Raw genomic sequence first — 19180 nt, 5'->3', positions numbered from 1 at the left:
CAGCCGCTCCCACCATCGAACCCAACGCTCCCCCCCCCGCACGATCCCCACCCAACGGAGGAATTCGGATGACCACCCAGATCGCCACCCTCGACGCCGAGCGCAAGGAGCAGATCAAGGAGATCGTCTGCGACATCCTGGAGCTCGACCTCGACGAGGTGACCGAGACCAGCCTCTTCAAGGAGGAGCACGACGCCGACTCCCTGCGCACCATCGAGATCCTCGCCTCGCTGGAGCGCGTCTTCGGCATCACGCTGGAGCAGGCCGAGCTCAGCCGCATGGTCAACCTGGTCGGCGTGTACGCCGTGATCGCGGAGGCCGAGGGCAAGTGACCTCCGAGACGGCCGCGACGGGGCGGCGACCCGCCGCCCGGCACCGGGTGGTGATCACGGGTCTCGGTGTCGTGACGAGCATCGGCACGGGCGTCGACGCCTTCGCCGAGGGCCTGCGGGGCGGACGCAGCGGGGCCAAGCCCATCAGCGCGTTCGACACCACCGGCTTCGCCCATTCCAACGCCTGCGAGATCACCGACTTCGAGCCCGAGGCCTGGCTGCGCGAGCTGCCGGCCGACGAGCTCGGCCGGGCCGCCCAGTTCGCGGTCGCCGGGGCCCGCATGGCGGTGGCCGACGGCGGACTCACCGAGGCGGACGTCCGGGCCAGGCGCTCCCTGGTCTCGGTCGGCACCACCGACGGCGAGTCCCGCGACCTGGACCACCTCACCGGGCTCCAGGTCGCCCAGGGCGAGGACACCCTCGACCCGGTGGTCGCCCGGCGCGTCTGGCCGGGCCGGCTCTCCGCCGGCATCGTCCGCGAACTGGGCCTGGAGGACGTCGAGACGGTCACCGTCCCGACCGCCTGCGCCGCCGGAAACTACGCCGTCGGCTACGGCTACGACGCCATCAGCTCCGGCGACGTGGAGATGGCCCTGTGCGGCGGCGCCGACGCCCTGTGCCGCAAGACGTTCACCGGCTTCTACCGGCTCGGCACCATCGCCCCCGACGTGTGCCGGCCCTTCGACGCCGACCGGCAGGGCATCCTCACCGGCGAGGGCGCCGGCATCCTGCTGATGGAGTCACTGGAATCCGCCCTGGCCCGCGGCGCCCGGATCTACGCCGAGGTCCTCGGCTACGGGCTGTCCTGCGACGCCAGCCACCCGGTCGCCCCCGACCGGGACTCGATCGCCCGCTGCATCACCGCCGCGCACGCCAACGCCGGCATCACCCCCGCCGACGTGGACTTCATCTCCGCGCACGGTACGGGCACCAAGGCCAACGACGTCACCGAGGTCGGCGCGATCCGCCAGGTGTTCGGCGAGGACCTGCCCCGCACCGTCTCCATCAAGTCGATGATCGGCCACACCATGGGCGCCGCCAGCGCCCTGGCCTCCGCGGCCTGCGCCCTCGCCCTGCGCGAGGGGTTCATCCCGCCGACGATCAACCACCGCACCACCGACCCCGAGTGCGGAGTGGACTGCGTACCGAACGAGGCCGTCGAAGCCGACCTCAAGGTCGTGCAGAACAACGGACTCGCCTTCGGCGGCAACAACGCCGTGCTGGTCCTCGGCCACTGGGAAGACGAGAGGAGCGCCGTCGCATGAGCACGGCAGCGGAACCCCGCGAGCGGCAGCTCGTCATCTCGGGCTGGGCGGTCAGCTCCCCGTACGGGCTCGGCCGCCGGGCCTTCGCCGAGGGACTCCTCGCGCGGACGGCGGCCACCGCCCCCGTCGACACCGGGAAGTGGCCCGTCCCCTACGAGGAGGCGGGCCTGATCCCCGGCTTCGACATCAAGGAGGTGCTCGGCCGCAAGGGCACCCGCTCCATGGACCGGGCCACCGGCATCGCCGTCGTCACCGTCGGCGAGCTCCTGGAGGACTTCGGCCGGGGCCTGGCCGCCGACCCGGAGAAGACCGGGCTGGTGCTCGGCACCTCCGGCAGCGTCCAGTCCATCATGGACTTCACCAAGGACGCCCTGACGGGGGAGAAGCCCTACCTCGTCGACCCGGCCCGGTTCCCGAACACCGTGATGAACTGCCCGACCGGCCAGAGCGCCATCCGGCACACCCTCAAGGGCCCCAACGTCACCGTCTCCGGCGGTTCGGCCACCGGCCTGCTCGCCCTGAACTACGCCTCCCGGCTGCTGCGCGGCGGCCACGCCAACGCCCTGCTGGCCGGCGCCGCCGAGGAGTACTCCGTCCAGCGGGCCCGCCTGGAGCGGGTCGCCGACCACGGCGGCGCCGAGGCCGACCCGCTCGGCGAGGGCGCCGCGCTGTTCCTGCTGGAGAGCGGGGACGCCGCCCGCGACGGGGGCCGCCAGGTCCTCGCCACCGTGCTCGGCTCCCGCTTCCGGGCCTTCCCCGAGAGCGGCCGGGCCGGCTCCGCGCTGGCCCGCTGCGTCGAGGAGGTCCTCGCCGACGCGGGCGCCGCCCCCCAGGACGTCGCCCTGGTCGCCCCCGGCACCCCGGCCGGACTGCTCGGCAAGCAGGAGGAATCCGCGCTGGACGGCGTCGCGGGCGAGCGGATCGCCGTACGCCCCCTCGTCGGCGACGCCACCGCCGCCTCGGCCGCCTTCCAGCTGGCCGCCGTCCTCGCCCACGCCGGCGCCCGGCCCGCCCTGGTCGACCGGCTCGCCCTGGTCACCGCCATCGACCGGGACGGCACCGTCGGGGCCACCCTGCTCCGGCTCGGCTGAACCGGACCGTCCGGGGGGCGCACGCCGACGCGCCCCCCCGGCACCCCGCCCCGTACACGCGCACCCGCGTCCCGAGAGAGAGGCACCAATCCATGTCCGAGACACCGAGGCCGGTAGCCCTCGTCACCGGCGGCTCCCGCGGCATCGGCCGGGCCGTGGTGGAGATCCTGGCGCGGGACGGCCACGACGTGGCCTTCTGCTACCAGGCCAACGAGGAGGCCGCCCGGCTCGCCGCGAAGTCCGCGGAGGCGCTGGGGGCGCGGGTGCTGGCCCGCCGGGTGGACGTCACGGACCGCGAACAGGTCCGGGCCTTCACCGCGGAGGCCGAGGCGGAGCTCGGCCCGGTCGAGGTGCTGGTCACCGCCGCCGGCATCGTCCGCGACGGACACCTCGCCATGATGAAGGACGAGGACTGGGACGCGGTCGTCCGCACCAACCTCGACGGCACCTTCAACTTCGCGAAGGCAGTGGCCTTCCCGATGATGAAGCGCCGCCGCGGCACCATCATCACCCTCTCCTCGGTCGCCGCCGCCGGCAACGCCACCCAGAGCAACTACTCCGCCACCAAGGCCGGGATCATCGGCTTCACCAAGGCCCTCGCCAAGGAGTCCGGCCGCAGCGGCCTGCGCGCCAACGCCGTGGCCCCCGGCTTCATCGCCACCGACATGGTCGGCGGCCTGTCCGAGAAGCACGCCAAGGAGATGGTGGACCGCATCCCGCTGCGCCGCTTCGGAGAGGCGCACGAGGTCGCCGAACTGGTGTCCTTCCTCGCCTCCGACCGCGCCTCCTACATCACCGGACAGGTCTTCCACATCGACGGCGGTCTGGTCGTCTGACCCGCCCGACCACCGGGACCAGCCTGATTCACAGAGGAGTTTCGACATGGCCGGCCGTGCCGCCAAACCGCCCCGGTTCTACTTCAACCTGCGCAGCCCCTACAACTTCTTCGCCCTGCACGACATCGAGCGCCGGCACCCCGGACTGCTCGACCGACTCGAATGGCGCCCCTTCTGGGAGCCCGACGAGACCACCGGCCGGCTCCTCGAAGAGGCCGGCGGGCAGTTCCCGTACACGCCGATGAGCCGCGCCAAGCAGTTCTACATCCTGCGCGACGTACGCCGCCTCGCCGCCGACCGGGACCTGCCCCTGACCTGGCCGGCCGACCGCACCCCCTGGTGGGAGCCGGCCCACCTGACCTGGTTCCTCGCCGCCGACGCCGGCCTCGGCCGCGAGTGGGTGGCACGCGCCGGACGGGCCCGCTGGCTGGAGGGCCGCGACATCTGCGACCCCGCCACCGTCGTCGAACTGGCCGCGGAGATCGGCCTGGACGCCGCCGCCGTGGCCGCCGCCCCCGACGACGCCGCCCTGCGCGCCCGCGGGGCCGCCGCCCTGAAGGACGTGCACCGCGACGGGGTCTTCGGAGTCCCGTACTTCATCAACGGCAGCGAGCCCTACTGGGGCCTGGACCGGGTCGAGGAGTTCGCCGCCTCCTTCGCGGACGAGGCCCCCGCCCCGGCCGCCCGGCCCGAGGAGAAGGAACTCGCCGTCGTCGGAGCCGGCCGCACCACCGACATGAGCCACGCCGGAGGCTGCGGATGAGCACCACCACCGTGGAGGCGCTGCCGCTCACCGCGATCCAGCAGTCCATGTGGACGGCCTACCGGGTCTCGCCCGAGGCCTCCGCCTACAACATCGTCATGCCGCTGCGGCTGCGCGGCCGCGTCGACCCCGTCGCCATGGACGCCGCCGTCACCGCCGTCGGCGCCCGCCAGGACCTGCTGCGCTCGGTCTTCACCGAGAGCGCCGCCGGAGTGCGCCGCACCGTCAGCGAACAGCCCCTGGTCCGCCTGGAGTTCCACGACCTCGAAGGCGCCGGCGAGGCCGAACTGCACCGCGCCGCCGAGGAGGCCGGGGCCCGCCCCTTCCGCCTGGAGTCCGGAGCCTTCCGGGTGGTGCTGCTGCGCCGCTCCGACACCGACTGGGCCCTGGTCACCTCCGCCCACCACATCGTCAGCGACTTCACCTCCCGCTGGCTCCTGGTCCGCGACGTCCTCGACGCCTACGCGGGCATCGCCGCCGGCACCGAACCCGCCTGGCGCCCCATCCCCGGCTCCTACGCCGACCACGCGGCCGAGGAGCTGCGCTACACCGCCTCCGAGGCGGGACAGCGGGCCGCCGCACTGTGGCACGAGTCGGTGGCCGGCGCCGCCGCCGCCGAACTGCCCCTGGACCGGCCCCGGCCCGCCCTGCGCTCCTACCGCGGCGGAACCGTCGTACGGCAGCTCGCGAAGGACACCGCCGACGGCCTGCCCGCGGCGGCCTCCGCCGCCGGGGTGACGCCCTTCGCGTACCTCCTCTCCGTCTTCCAGGCCCTCACCCACCGCTGGACCGGCCAGGACGCCTTCGTCCTCGGCGTCCCCGCCACCAGCCGGATGGGCCGCGCCCAGCGCGACGTGATCGGCTGCTTCCTCAACACCATGCCGGTCCGCGCCGACTTCGACGCCCGCTCCACCTTCCGCAGCGCCGCCGCCCAGGCCGGCGAGCGCGTCATGCGCGGCATGGTCAACGTCCGCTACCCCTGCGCGCTGGCCTTCCCCCGCGCCACCGTCTTCCGCACCGCGCTGTTCCTCGTCCAGATGGACCGCATGGAGCCGCCGGTGCCCAACGTCCCGCCGGGCGCGGGCGAGGGCCCGTCCGTCCCGTACGCGGGGCTCGACATCGCCCTGATCGACGTCCCCCAGCAGGAGGGCCAGCTGGACCTGCTGCTGCGCATCGAACAGACCCCGGAGGGGGTCACGGCCGTCTTCTCGTACGACACCGACGTACTGGACCGCGAGACCGTCACGCGGTTCGCCGACGGCTACGAGCGGATGCTCGCCGCCGCCGTCCAGGACCCGGACACCCCGGTCGCCGACGTGGAACTCGCCGGCGCGAGCGAACTGGAGGCCCTGCTGGCCCTGGGCACCGCCGCGGGCACCGACCTCGACGGCTTCGACGGCTTCGACGGCTTCGACGAGTTCGAGTCCTTCGAGAACGCCCGGGAGCAGCGGTGAGCCCCCGCGTCGCCGTCATCGGTGCGGGACTCGGCGGCCTGACCGCCGCCGCGGCCCTGTACGCCCGGGGCCTGGACGCCACCGTGTACGAGCGCGGCGAGGCCCTGCGCGAGCAGGGCGTCGGCATGCACCTGGGACCCAACGGCACCAGACTGCTGGAACGCCTGGGCCTCGGCCCGCGCCTCGCCGAACTGGCCGTCCGCCCCGAGGCCCTGGAGGTCCGCGCCTTCCACAACGGCGCCCCGGTGGCCGTGCAGGAGATGGGCGAGGCCTGGGAGCGGCAGTTCCGCGCCCCCTACCTCACCGTCCACCGCGGCGACCTGCACCGCATGCTGGCCGGCCTGGTCCCGGCGGAGCGGGTGCGCACCGGCAAGGAGCTGGTGCGGTACGAGGAGCGCCCCGACGGGGTCCTGCTGGAGTTCGCCGACGGCACCACCGGCCGGGCCGACGTCCTGGTCGGCGCCGACGGGGTGCACTCGGCGGTGCGCCGCTCCCTCGCCGGCGACGACGCCCCCGTGTACTCCGGGAACAGCGCCCTGCGCGGACTGGTCGCCGCGGCCGACGTACCCGGCCTCGACCCGGCCCGCATGTACATGTTCGCGGGCCCCGGCGCGCGGGTGCTGTGCTACCCGGTCTCCGGCGGGCGGGAGTTCACCTACGTGGTGGTCGCCCCGGCCCCCGAGGGCGACGCCGAGTCCTGGACCAGCGCGGGCGACCGGGCCGACCTGGACTCCGTACTCGCCGGCTGGGCACCGCAGGTCCGCGAACTGGTGGGCGCGGCGGGCGAGGTGCGCCGCTGGGCCCTGTACGACCGGGCCCCGCTGGAACGCTGGAGCACCGCCCGCACCACCCTGCTCGGCGACGCCGCCCACCCGATGCTCCCGCACCACGGACAGGGCGCCAACCAGGCCGTCGAGGACGCCGTCGCCCTCGCCGTCTGCCTCGCCGAAGCAGACGCCGGCGCCCCCGGCACCGCCGCCGCCCTCGAACGCTACGAGGCGCTCCGCCGCCCCCACACCACCCGGGTACAGCTCGGCTCCCGCGAGGGCGGCAAGCCCCGGGGCGGTCCCGGCGGCGACGTCAGGGGCGCGGCCGCCGACGTGAGCTGGATCCTCGACCACGACGTGGAAGCCGCCCTGCGCACCCCGGTGACCAGCGCTGCCGCCTGAACCGCACCACCCCCTCCCACGGGCCCCCGACGCCATCCGGCGCCGGGGGCCCGTCCCGCGTTCCGGCCCGTATATGCGCTCGATAGGGCATCGATAGCGCCCTCTTCAAGGATGGCCACACCTGATCACGCGAAGGGAACAGCGATGAGCGAACAGCAGAACGGCAACCGGTCCGGCGACGGACAGGCCGAGACCCGCTACCGCGTCGTCCTCAACGACGAGGAGCAGTACTCGGTCTGGTGGTCCGAGCGCGAACTCCCCGCCGGCTGGACCGCCGAGGGCACCGAGGGCACCCGCGAGGAATGCCTCGCCCGGATCACCGAGGTGTGGACCGACCTGCGCCCCGCCAGCCTGCGCCGGCGCATGTCCGCCGCCCCCGCGGCCTGACCCACCCGCACCGCCGGGCCCGTCCCGCACCCCCGGGCCCGTCCCGGACCGCCAAGGCCTCGGGCACGGCCGACGCCACCCGATCCCGATGAAGGAGAGAACGTGAACGACCGTACGCAGTCGGGATCCGCCCCCGGCCGTCTGCTGCTGCCCGCCCTGTTCAGGGCCCAGGCCGCCCGCACCCCCGAGGCCCCCGCCGTCCTCGGCGCCGACGGATCCGCCCTCGGCTACGCTGCCCTGGACGGGCTCGCCGTCCGCTACGCCGCGGCCCTGCGCGCCCGGGGCGTGGCCCCCGGCGACTTCGTCGGCGTCTGCCTGCCCCGCGGCCCCGAACTGGTCGCCGCACTGCTCGGCGTCTGGTTCGCCGGCGCCGGCTACGTCCCCCTCGACCCCGACTACCCCGAGGCCCGCCTCGCCCTGGTGCTGGAGGACGCCGGCGCGGCCGTCGTGCTCGCCGCGCACGGCACCGCCGCCCGGCTGCCCGCCGGCACCACCGTCCTCGACGTCGCCGACGCGCCGCGGACCGTACCGGACGAGGAGGCCGCCGCCTTCCCACTGGCCCCCGACGCCGCCCGGCCCGCGTACGTCCTGCACACCTCCGGCTCCACCGGCCGCCCCAAGGGCGTCCTCGTCCCGCACGGAGGCATCGCCAACCGGGTCCGCTGGCTGGCCCACCGCCACAAGCTGGGCGCCGCCGACCGCTTCCTGCTGAAGACCACCATCGGCTTCGACGCCGCCGGCCTGGAGGTCTTCTCCCCGCTGATCAGCGGGGGAGCGGTCGCCGTCGCCCCCGAGGACGCCGAACGCGACCCGGCAGCCCTGCTGCGCGCCGTCGCCGAGCACGGGGTCACCGTCCTGCAGGGCGTGCCCTCCGTCTACCGGCGCCTGGTCGAACAGGCGGGCTGGGAGGCCGCCGGCGCCCTGCGGCTGGTCTTCAGCGCGGGCGAGCCGCTGCACGCCGAACTCTGCCGGGCGATCGCCGAACTGGCCCCGCGCGCCGAGATCTGGAACACCTACGGCCCCACCGAGGCCTCCGTCGACGTCACCGAACACCGCTGGGACCCCGCCCAGCAGACCGGCGCCGTCCCCATCGGCCGCCCCATCGCCCACATGCGGGCCCTCGTCCTCGACCCGGCCGGCCGGCCCGTCCCCGTCGGCGTCCCCGGCGAACTGCACGCCGGCGGCGTCGGCCTCGCCCTCGGCTACCAGGGCCGCCCCGACCAGACCGCCGAACGCTTCGTGCCCGACCCGTACGGCGCCCCCGGCGAGCGGCTCTACCGCACCGGCGACCGCGTCCGCTGGCTCGCCGACGGCACCCTGGAGTACCTCGGCCGCCTCGACCACCAGGTCAAGGTCAACGGCGTCCGCATAGAGACCGGCGAGGTCGAGGCCGCCCTCGCCGCCCACCCCTGGGTCCGCGCCGCCGTCGCCGCCGCCGTCCCCGACGGATCCGGCGGACACCGCCTCGTCGCCTGGGTCCAGTCCCGCGGCGAGCTGCTGCGCCCCGAGGAACTGCGCACCTTCCTGCGCCGCGCCCTGCCCGACCCGCTGATCCCGTCCCTCTACGTGCCCGTCGCCGAGTTCCCGCTCACCGCCAACGGCAAGATCGACCGCTCCGCCCTGCCCGAGCCGGCCGCCGCGGCCGCCTCCGCCGCCGAGGGCCCGCACGTCCCCGTGCGCACCCCCGCCGAACGGGTCGTCGCCGAGCAGTGGTCCGCCCTCCTCGGCATCCCCGCCGAGGAGATCGGCGCCACCAACGACTTCTTCCAGCTCGGCGGCGCCTCCCTGCTCCTCAGCCGGCTCGCCGAGGCCCTCACGGCCGCCTCCGGCACCCGGGTCCCGCTGCGCGCCCTGTTCACCGCCACCACCGTGCGGGCGCAGGCCGCCCTGCTCGCCGACGCCCCCGCCCTGGCCGCCGCCGGAGCCGACGCCGACGACACCGTCCGGCCCGTGGAACGCCCCGCGGCGGGCCTGCCCCTGTCGCCCGGCCAGCAGGGCCTGTGGCTGATGGACCGGATGCGCCCCGGCAGCGCCGAGTGGAACGCGCCCGTCTTCATCACCCTGCCGCACGCATACGCCGACGCCACCGTCGCCGCCGCCCTGACCGGCCTCGCCGAACGCCACGAGATCCTGCGCACCCGCTACGTCCTGCGCGGCACCGAGCCCGTCCAGATCGCCGACGCCGACGCCCGCGTCGAGCTGCGCACCACCCGCGCGGACACGGCTGCCGCCCGGGGCGCCCTGATCGAGGACGAGTTCAGCCGCCCCTTCGACCTGGAGGACGGCCCCGTCTGGCGCGCCCTCACCGTGCGCGGCGCGGACTCCCTGCACCTCGTGCTGTCCGTCCACCACATCGCCTGCGACGGCTGGTCCTCCGTCGTCCTCGAACGCGACCTGCTCGCCCTCGCCGCCGCCCACCACCACGGCACCACCGCCGAACTGCCCGCCCTGCCCGTGCAGTACGCCGACCACGCCGCCCACCAGCGGCGCCGGCTGGCCGGAGCCGCCGCCGGCACGGAGCTCTCGTACTGGAAGCAGGCCCTGGAGGGCATCCTCCCCGTCGACCTGCCCGCCGACCGGTCCCGGCCCGCCGTCCGCGACGGACTCGGCGCCGCCCACGTGTTCACCGTCCCCGCCGACCTGGCCGAACGCGCCGCCGCCCTCGGGCGCGGCCACGGCGCCACCCTCCAGCAGACCCTGCTGACCGTGTTCGGGACGCTCGTGGCCCGGCTCACCGGCCAGTGGGACGTACCCGTCGGCGTGCCCGTCGCCGGGCGCGAGCGGCCCGAGGTCGCCGACGTCGTCGGCTTCTTCCTCAACACCCTGGTGATGCGCTGCGACGCCCCCGCCGACGCCACCTTCGCCGAGGCGCTCGTCCGGGTCCGCGACACCGCCCGGGCCGCCTTCGCCCACCAGGACCTGCCCTTCGACCGGCTCGTCGCCGAGCTGGACGAGTCCCGGGACCCCGCCCGCACCCCCCTCTACCAGGTCATGTTCGACCTGCACGAGGAGGGCCGCACCGGCACCGCCGCGGCCGCGGACGACGTCGACGCCTTCCGCGGTGCCTGGCGCTCCGCCCGCACCGACCTCACCTTCGTCGTACAGCGGCAGGCCGACGGCTCCCTGCTCGGCATGGTCGAGTACGCCACCTCCCTCTTCGACGCGGCCACCGTCGAACGGTTCGCCGCCGGCTGGGTCCGGCTCCTGGAGTCCGTCACCGCCGACCCCGGGGTCCGCCTCGGCCGCGCCGACCTGCTCCCGGCCGCCCTGCGCACGGAGCTCCTGGCGCTGGGCCCCGGCGCCCCCGAACCCGGCACCGGCCGGGCCGCCGAGGACGCCGTGCACACCGCGATCGCGGCCGTCGCCCGCCGCACCCCGGACGAGACCGCCGTCGTCTGCGGCGGCGAGAGCTGGAGCTACGCCCGGCTGGAACGCCGCGCCGAGGCCTTCGGGCAGCGGCTGCGGGAACTGGGCGCGGGCCCCGAGACCACCGTCGCCGTCATGCTGGGCCGCACCCCCGACCTGATCGCCGCCTACCTCGGCACCTGGAAGGCCGGCGCCGCCTACGTACCGCTCGACCCGGCGGCCCCCGACGACCGCCTCGGCTACGTCCTGCGGGACGCCGGCGCCACCCTGCTGGTCTCCGACCTGGCCGGCGCCACCCGGCTGCGCGGCCACCACGAGGGCCCCTGGCTGGCGGTGGACACCGACGAGCGTCTGGCTTCGCTGGGCTCCGCCCCCGCGGACCCCGCCGCCCGCCCCGGCGTCGGGATCGCCGCCTGGGCGCCCAGCGCCGAGTTCGCCTCCGCCGCCGGGGCCGCCGCCCTGGCCTCGGCCAGCGACCCCGCGCTCGCCGCGGACGGCCTGGCCTCGTGGACCCGCACCGAAGGCGCGGCCGGGCAGCACACCGAGGGGCCGCTGTCCTGGCCCGGCACACCGCCGGAGGCACCGGCCGACCCGGCGCGGCTCGCGTACATCATGTACACCTCCGGCTCCACCGGCCGCCCCAAGGGCGTCGCCGTCGAGCACCGCACCCTGCTGGCCATGCTCCGCGCCTCGCAGGCCCACCTCGACTTCGGCCAGGGCCCCGACGACGCCTGGCTCGCCCTGGCCCAGCCCACCTTCGACATCTCCTGCACCGAGCTGCTCATGCCGCTCGTCGCCGGCGGCCGGGTGGTCCTGGCCCGGGAGCGGGACCTGAACGACCACGCCGCGCAGCTCCGGCTCATCGAGGAGCACGGCGTCAGCCACCTCCAGGTCGCCCCGCCGCACTGGCAGATGCTCATCGACGCAGGCCTCGGCCGGCGCCCCCTCGTCGGCCAGACCGGCGGCGAGCCCTGCCCGCCCGCCCTGGCCCGGGACCTGTCCCGCCGCCTGCTGCGGTTCGTCAACGAGTACGGGCTCACCGAGACCACCATCGCCGCCACCCGCTGGGACGCCCACGACACCGCCACCGCCGTACCCGTCGGCCGCGCCTACCCGCACGTCACCGCCCGCGTCCTGGACGAGTACCTGGAGCCCGTCCCGTACGGCACCACCGGCGAACTCTGCGTCGGCGGCACCGGCCTGGCCCGCGGCTACCACGGCCGCCCCGACCTGACCGCCGCGTCCTTCGTCCCCGACCCGTACGGAGCCCCCGGCGCCCGCCTCTACCGCACCGGCGACCGGGCCCGGATGTCCGCCGACGGCACCATCGAGTTCGCCGGCCGCGCCGACGGCCAGGCCAAGATCCGCGGCCGCCGCGTGGAGACCGGGGAGGTGCAGGGCGTCCTCGCCGAGCACCCCGGCGTCTCGCAGTGCGCGGTCGTCGTGCACGGCACCGGCTCCACCGCCGCGCTCGTCGGCTACTGGGTGCCCAGCGGCTCCAACCCGCCCGGCGACTCAGAACTCCTCGACCACTGCGCCCGCAGCCTGCCGGACTACATGGTCCCCGCGCTGCTGGTGCCCGTACCCGAGATCCCGCTCACCCGGCACAACAAGGTCGACACGGCGGCCCTGCCCGCCCCCGACCTCGCCGCCGCCCTCTCCGACGAGCCGTACACCGCGCCCGAAGGCCCGGTCGAGGAGATCGTCGCCGAGATCTGGGCCGAGGTCCTCGCCGGGGAGGACGGCACCACCCGCCGGATCGGCGCCCGCCAGGGCTTCTTCCGGATCGGCGGGAACTCCGTCCTCGCCGCCCGCGTCATCGCCCGCCTCCACGAGGAGTTCGACGTCGAGATGCCGCTGCGCGCCGTCTTCGAGCACCCCACCGTCGCCGGTCTCGCCGCAGCCGTCGAAGAGGCCGTCCGCCTCGAGATCGAGACCCTCGACCACGCCGAACTCGCCATCGCCCACAGGGAGTACCAGCCGTGACCGCACCCACCGCACCCACGCAGGACGAGCTGCGCGCGGAGCTGCTGCGCAGACGGCTCGCCGGCCGCGCGGGCCGCGCCGCGGGCGGCCCGGCCCGTACCGGGATCCCGCGCGCCGACCGGGGGGCGCCGCTGGCGCTCTCCGCCGGCCAGCGCCAGCTGTGGTTCCTGCACCAGCTCGACCCGGACAGCCCCGAGTACCTGCTGCCGCTCGCCCACCGGCTGCGCGGCCCCCTCGACGAGAACGCCCTGCGCCGCTCCTTCGACGCACTGGCCGCCCGCCACGAGATCCTGCGCACCCGCTACCTCCTCGACGGCGCCGAGCCCCGCCAGTGCGTCGACCCGGCCGGCCCGGTCGACTACGCCGTCACCGAGGTCAGCGGCGTCGCCGACGCCGACCGGGACGCCGCCGCGGCCGCCTTCGCCCGGGCCCGCGCCACCGAGGTGTTCGACCTGGCCACCCAGGCCCCGCTGCGGGTGCGGCTGCTGCGCCTGGCCGCCGACGACCACGTCCTGGTCGTGGTCATGCACCACATCGCCTGCGACGCGCTGACCCGGCCGCTGCTCCTCGCCGACCTGGCCGCCTGCTACCGGGCCGCGGGGACCACCACCGGCCCGCTCGACGGCGTACTGCCCGAACCGCCCGTCCAGTACGCCGACTACGCGGCCTGGATGAACGCCCGCCAGAGCGGCCCCGCCGCCGAGGCCGCACTCGACTGGTGGCGCGGCCGGCTCGCCGGCACCGAACCGCTCGGCCTGCCCACCGACCGGCCCCGGCCGTCCGTGCGCGGATGGGCCGGCGCCGTCGCCGAGTTCGACGTGCCCGCCGCCACCGCCGCCCGGCTGCGCACCGTCGCCGAACAGGAGGGCGCCACCCTCTTCATGGTCCTGCTCAGCGCCTACCAGGCACTGCTGGGCCGCTACACCGGCAAGCGGGACGTCAGCGTCGGCACCGCCGTCTCCGGCCGCACCCGCCCCGAACTCCAGCAGATGGCCGGCTACGCCTACAACAGCCTCGTGCTGCGCGGCCGCTGGGAGGGCGACCCGGCCTTCCGCGAGCTGCTCGCCGGCAACCGCACCGCGGTCCTGGACGCCTTCGACCACCAGGACACCCCCTTCGACCGGATCGCCGACGAGCTGGAGCCCGAACGCGACCTGTCCACCACCCCCCTCTTCCAGGTGATGTTCGACCTGGCCTCCGGGCAGGGCTCCGACAGCCCCGACCTGCCCGGCCTCACGGTCGGCCCGGTCGCCGCCAGCGGCCGGATCGCCCGCTTCGACCTCACCATGCACCTCGCCGAACGCCCCGACGGCTCCCTGCACGGCGCCCTGGAGTACGCCACCGACCTGTTCGAGGCCGCCACCGCCGAGCGCATCACCGGCCACTACGCCGCCCTGCTCGGCGCCGTCGCCGAACGCCCCGGCGCCCCCCTGTCCACCCTGGAGTTCATCGGCGGCGCCGAGCGCGCCCTGCTCCTCGACGGCCCCGCCGAGCCCGTCGGCGCCCCCGTGGAGGCCGCCGCCCTGCGGCCCGTCTTCGAGACCATCGCCGAGCGGATGGCCGCCACCCCCGGCGCGGTCGCCGTCCGGCACGCCTCCGGCGAGCTCACCTACGCCGAACTCGACGCCCGCGCCGACCGGTTCGCCCGCCGCCTGGTCCAGCTCGGCGTACGCCCCGACGACACCGTCGGCGTGCTCCTGGACCGCGGCCCCGACCTGGTCGCCGCCCTGCTGGGCATCTGGCGGGCCGCCGCCGCGTACGTGCCGATCGACCCGGGCTACCCGGACGAGCGCATCGCCTACATGCTCGGCGACACCGCCACCCGCCTCGTCGTCACCCAGTCCCGGCACGCGGACCGCTTCGAGGGACCGGACCTGGTCGTCGTCGACGACCCGGCCGAGCGGACCGCCCTCGCCACCGCCGACGCCGAACTGCCCGCCGCGTACGACCTCGACCAGCTCGCCTACGTCATCTACACCTCCGGCTCCACCGGGAAGCCCAAGGGCGTCCTCATCGGCCACCGGGGCCTGGCCAACTACCTCAACTGGACCGCCGGCGCCTACGCCTCGGCCGGCACCGGCGGCGCGCCCCTGTTCTCCTCCGTCGCCTTCGACCTCGGCGTCCCCGACCTGTACGCCCCCCTGATGACCGGGCAGAGCGTCCACCTGCTGCCCCAGGACTTCGACACCGCCGACCTGGGCGCGCTGCTCGCGGACGGGGGACCGTACGCCTTCATCAAGCTCACCCCGGGCCACCTCGACCTGCTCTCCCAGCAGCTCGACGCCGCCCAGGTCCGCGACCTGGCCGGACTGGTCATCGCCGCCGGCGACTCCTTCACCCACCGCCTCGCCGAGCGCTGGGCCGCCGCCGCGGGCCCGGACGGAACCCGCCTCGCCGCCGAGTACGGCCCCACCGAGATCACCGTCGGCAACTCGGCGCACTTCCTCGCCGCCGACGGCGCCCCCCACGGCCCCGTCACCACCGAGCTCGTCTCCATCGGCCGGGCCGTCCCGAACACCACCATGTACGTCCTCGACGAGCAGTTGCGGCCGCTGCCGCTGGGCGTCCCCGGCGAGGTGTGGATCGGCGGCACCGGCCTGGCCCGCGGCTACGCCGGCCGCCCCGACCTGACCGCCGAACGCTTCCTGCCCGACCCGTACGGCGCCCCCGGCGCCCGCATCTACCGCACCGGCGACCTCGCCCGGGTCCTGCCGGACGGCAGCCTCGACTTCGTCGCCCGCATCGACCACCAGGTCAAGCTCCGCGGCTACCGCATCGAACTCGGCGAGATCGAGACCGCCCTCACCGCGCTGCCCGCCGTCGAGGAGGCCGTCGCCCTCGTCCGCGAGGACACCCCCGGCGACAAGCAGCTCGTCGCCTACCTCGTCCCCGCCCCCGGCGCCGACGAGACCGCCCTCGCCCCCGCCGCCCTCAAGGACGCGCTGGCCGAGGCCCTGCCCGCCTACATGATCCCCTCCGCCTACCTGCGCCTGGACGCCCTCCCGCTGACCGCCAACGGCAAGCTCGACCGGCGCGCCCTGCCCGCCCCCGGCCGCGAGGCCACCGCCGTCGGCGAGCACGTCGAGGCCCGCGACGCCGCCGAGGCCTCCATCGCCGCCGTCTGGGCCCAGGTCCTCGGCCTGGAGAAGGTCGGCGTCCACGACAACTACTTCGACCTCGGCGGCGACTCCATCCGCGCCGTCTCCCTCGTCGGCGCCCTGCGCGAGGCGGGCTGGGAGACCAGCGTCCGCGACGTCTTCGAACACCGCACCGTCGCCAAGCTCCGCGCCGCCCTCGCCGACCAGGCCGGCGACGGCTCCGCCGAACGCGCCGACGGCCCCGTCTCCCCCTTCGCCCTGATCTCCGAGGAGGACCGGCTCACCCTGCCCGCCGACGTCACCGACGCCTACCCGGTCTCCCGGATCCAGGCCGGAATGCTCGTCGAGATGCACGGCCGCAGCGGCGAGAACCGCTACCACAACATCACCTCCTTCCGGATCCGCGACGCCCTGCCCTTCGACCCCGAGGTCTTCCAGCGCGCCGCCGACCTGATCGTCGAACGCCACGAGGTGATGCGGACCTCCTTCGCCATGGCCGGCTACAGCGAGCCCCTCCAGCTCGTCCACGCCGTCGGCACCGTCTCCATGCCGTGCGTCTTCGAGGACCTGCGCCACCTGCCCCGCGAGGACCGCGAGTCCACGCTGTGGTCCTTCGCCGACCGCGACCGCGAGGAGCTGTTCGACCTCACCGCCGCCCCCCTCATGCGGATGGCCGTCCACCTCGTCGACGACGAGAGCTGGTGGCTGTCCATCACCGAGTGCCACCCCGTCATCGAGGGCTGGAGCTACCACTCCCAGCTGATGGAGCTGCTCCGCGCCTACAACGCGATCCGCACCGGCGGCGAACCCGAACCGGCCCCGCCCGTCCCGGCCGTGCGCTACGCCGACTTCATCGCCGGCGAGCTGCGCTCCCTGGCCAGCACCGAGGACCGCGACTACTGGCGCGGACTCGTCGACTCCCACGAGAAGTTCACCATCCCCACCGGCTGGGGCGGCGACCCGCACGGCATCGACGAGCGCTACCGCATCGACATCGAACTCGCCGAGGTCGAGCCGGGCCTGCGCGCCCTCGCCTCCGCCGCGCAGGTCCCGTACAAGAGCGTCCTGCACGCCGCGCACAGCAAGGTCCTGTCGACGCTGACCCGGGCCGGGGCCTTCCGCGGCGGCATGGTCGCCGACGCCCGCCCCGAGGAGGCCGGCGCCGAGCGGGTCTCCGGCATGTACCTCAACTCCGTGCCCTTCCCCTACCGCACGGGCTCCGCGACCTGGGGCGAGCTGGCCCAGGAGGTGTTCGCCCGCGAGGTCTCGCTGTGGCCGCACCGCCGCTACCCGATGCCCGCCATGCGCGTGCCCGGCGGCGAGAGCCACCTGATCGACGTGCTCTTCCACTACCTGGACTTCCACCAGGTCGACGTGGAGCTCATCGACATCATGGCCAGCCGCGACGACAGCCCCAACGAGTTCCCGCTCGTCGTCGGCACCCCGGTGCGCGGCCACATGTCGATCGCCTCCCGTACGAGGACCCTCGCCAAGGCCAACGCCGAGCGCCTCGCCGGGCTCTACAAGGCCGTGCTCGCCGACATGGCCCGCACCGGGGCCGACGGGGACGCCACCGGCGCCTTCCCCACCGCCTACGAGAAGGCCCGCCTCGCCGCGCCGCCGCTGCCGCACCCCGACACCCCGGTGGACGTCCTCACCGGCTTCGAGGCACGGGCCGCCCGCACCCCCTGGGCCACCGCCCTCACCGGCGCCGGCACCTCCGGCACCTCGTACGCCGAGCTCGACGAGCGGGCCAACCGCATCGCCCGCAGGCTGCGCGCCCTCGGCGCCGGCCCCGAGACCCGGGTCGCCGTCCTGCTGGACCGCGGGCCCGAACTGGTGGCCGCGCTGCTCGGCGTGTGGAAGGCCGGCGCGGCGCAGCTCCCGGTCGACCCGTGCACCCCGGACGCCCGGATCGCCGGGCTCGGCTTCGAACTGGCCCTCACGCAGGCCTCGTACGCCGGACGCTTCGCCGGGATCCTGCCCGAGGGGCGGGTGCTCGCCGCCGAGGACGTCTCCCACGAGGGCGACGGCGGCCCGCTCGGCCTGGACCTCGACCCGGACCGGCTGGCGTACGTCCTGCACACCTCCGGCTCCACCGGCACCCCCAAGGGCGTCGAGGTCACCCACCGCGCCCTCGCCCACTACCTCGACTGGGCCGTACGGGCCTACGCCGAGGCCGGCACCGGCGGCGCCCCCTGGTTCACCTCGGTCGGCTTCGACCTGGGCATGCCCGCCCTGTACGCGCCGCTGCTCACCGGGCAGCCGGTGCACCTGCTGCCGCAGGACTGGCAGCCGGGCGAGTTCGGTCCGCTGCTGCTGGCCGGAGCCCCGTACTCCTTCGTCGGGCTCACCCCCGGCCACCTCCAGCTGCTGGAGGCGCAGCTCACCGACTCCGAGCTCGGCGGTCTCGCCGGGATCACCGTCTGTGCCGGCGACGCCTACCCGACCGCACAAGCCGAGCGGGTCTCCGCCCGGATCGCCGCGGCCGGCGGGCGGATGCTGCTCGGCGCCGAGTACGGGCCCACCGAGGCCACCGTCGCCGCCACCTTCGGGTACGTCCGCCCCAACACCGGCCGCACGCTGGTCCCGCTGGGCTCCAACCTGCCCGGGGTGCTGCTGCGGATCCTCGACGAGCGGCTGCGGCCCGTCCCCGACGGCATCGCCGGCGAGGTCTGGCTCGGCGGCGAAGGACTGGCCCGGGGCTACGCCGGACAGCCCGCACTCACCGCCGAATCGTTCCTGCCGGACCCGTACGGGCTCCCCGGCACCCGCATCTACCGCACCGGCGACCTCGCCCGCCTCCTGCCCGGCGGGATCCTGGAGTTCACCGGCCGCGCCGACGAGCAGGTCAAGATCCGCGGCCACCGCGTCGAACCCGGCGAGGCCGAAGCCGCGCTGACCGCCGACCCGGCCGTCCGCGAGGCGCTCGTCACCCCCGTGGACGCCGCCGACGGCGGCAAGCGGCTCGCCGCCTGGGTGGTCCCCGCCGACGGGGCGCCCGTCGAGGTGGCCGCCCTGCGCGACCGGCTGCGCACCGTCCTGCCCGCCGCCGTCATCCCGGCCACCGTCACCGTCGTCGCGCAGCTCCCGCTGACCGCGAACGGCAAGCGCGACAAGGGCGCCCTGGCCTCCCGCCAGGCCACCGCGACCCCTCTGCCGTACACCGCCCCCCGCACCGACCTGGAGAAGGTGCTCGCCGAGGTCTGGTGCGAGGTCCTCGGCCTCGAACAGGTCGGCGTCCACGACGACTTCCGCGACCTCGGCGGGGACTCCCTGCTGGTGGCCCCGCTGCTCGTCACCGCCCGCCGGCACGGGCTGGCCCTCGACCTGGCCACCGCGCTCCGCAACCACACCATCTCCCGGACGGCCACCGCGCTCGAAGCCGCCGCCGCCCGCCAGGACGGCGCAGACCACCCCCGGAAGGGCTGAT

Annotated in this window: 10 protein-coding genes; all 10 read left to right on the top strand. The window is 75.5% G+C overall.

Annotated features, from left to right (window positions below):
• The first annotated feature begins 68 nt into the window (after positions 1 to 68).
• The 10 genes from ACQKM2_RS09470 (at position 69) to ACQKM2_RS09425 (ending at position 19179) form a co-directional block, all read left to right on the top strand.
• On the top strand, positions 69 to 332 hold the full coding sequence (locus ACQKM2_RS09470) for an acyl carrier protein (protein WP_007267082.1): 264 nt from the start codon (positions 69 to 71) through the stop codon (positions 330 to 332).
• Positions 329 to 1597 (top strand): beta-ketoacyl-[acyl-carrier-protein] synthase family protein, encoded by a 1269-nt coding sequence (locus ACQKM2_RS09465; RefSeq protein WP_427708039.1) that lies wholly within the window; start codon positions 329 to 331, stop codon positions 1595 to 1597. Before ACQKM2_RS09470 ends, ACQKM2_RS09465 begins: the two co-directional genes overlap by 4 nt.
• Positions 1594 to 2688 (top strand): beta-ketoacyl synthase N-terminal-like domain-containing protein, encoded by a 1095-nt coding sequence (locus tag ACQKM2_RS09460; protein WP_427708037.1) that lies wholly within the window; start codon positions 1594 to 1596, stop codon positions 2686 to 2688. Before ACQKM2_RS09465 ends, ACQKM2_RS09460 begins: the two co-directional genes overlap by 4 nt.
• Before the next feature lie 92 nt (positions 2689 to 2780).
• Positions 2781 to 3524: a 3-oxoacyl-[acyl-carrier-protein] reductase gene (fabG, locus tag ACQKM2_RS09455; RefSeq protein WP_427708035.1), complete on the top strand. Its 744-nt coding sequence runs from the start codon at positions 2781 to 2783 to the stop codon at positions 3522 to 3524.
• A gap of 46 nt (positions 3525 to 3570) precedes the next feature.
• Positions 3571 to 4287: a 2-hydroxychromene-2-carboxylate isomerase gene (locus ACQKM2_RS09450; RefSeq protein ID WP_427708033.1), complete on the top strand. Its 717-nt coding sequence runs from the start codon at positions 3571 to 3573 to the stop codon at positions 4285 to 4287.
• On the top strand, positions 4284 to 5741 hold the full coding sequence (locus ACQKM2_RS09445) for a condensation domain-containing protein (RefSeq protein ID WP_427708032.1): 1458 nt from the start codon (positions 4284 to 4286) through the stop codon (positions 5739 to 5741). Before ACQKM2_RS09450 ends, ACQKM2_RS09445 begins: the two co-directional genes overlap by 4 nt.
• Positions 5738 to 6910: an FAD-dependent monooxygenase gene (locus ACQKM2_RS09440; RefSeq protein WP_427708030.1), complete on the top strand. Its 1173-nt coding sequence runs from the start codon at positions 5738 to 5740 to the stop codon at positions 6908 to 6910. The genes ACQKM2_RS09445 and ACQKM2_RS09440 overlap by 4 nt, the downstream gene beginning before the upstream one ends.
• Before the next feature lie 144 nt (positions 6911 to 7054).
• Positions 7055 to 7297, top strand: coding sequence for an MbtH family protein (locus ACQKM2_RS09435; RefSeq protein WP_427708028.1), 243 nt, complete (start codon positions 7055 to 7057; stop codon positions 7295 to 7297).
• Between the two features lie 102 nt (positions 7298 to 7399).
• Positions 7400 to 12649: an amino acid adenylation domain-containing protein gene (locus ACQKM2_RS09430; protein ID WP_427708026.1), complete on the top strand. Its 5250-nt coding sequence runs from the start codon at positions 7400 to 7402 to the stop codon at positions 12647 to 12649.
• A complete protein-coding gene (locus tag ACQKM2_RS09425; RefSeq protein WP_427708024.1) occupies positions 12646 to 19179 on the top strand; it encodes an amino acid adenylation domain-containing protein in 6534 nt (2177 codons plus the stop codon). The genes ACQKM2_RS09430 and ACQKM2_RS09425 overlap by 4 nt, the downstream gene beginning before the upstream one ends.
• Position 19180 lies beyond the last annotated feature (1 nt).

It is taken from the genome of Streptomyces sp. NPDC004126 (assembly GCF_050275515.1).
In the GTDB taxonomy this organism is placed as follows: Bacteria; Actinomycetota; Actinomycetes; order Streptomycetales; family Streptomycetaceae; genus Streptomyces.
This window is presented reverse-complemented; position numbering and strand designations above follow the sequence as displayed.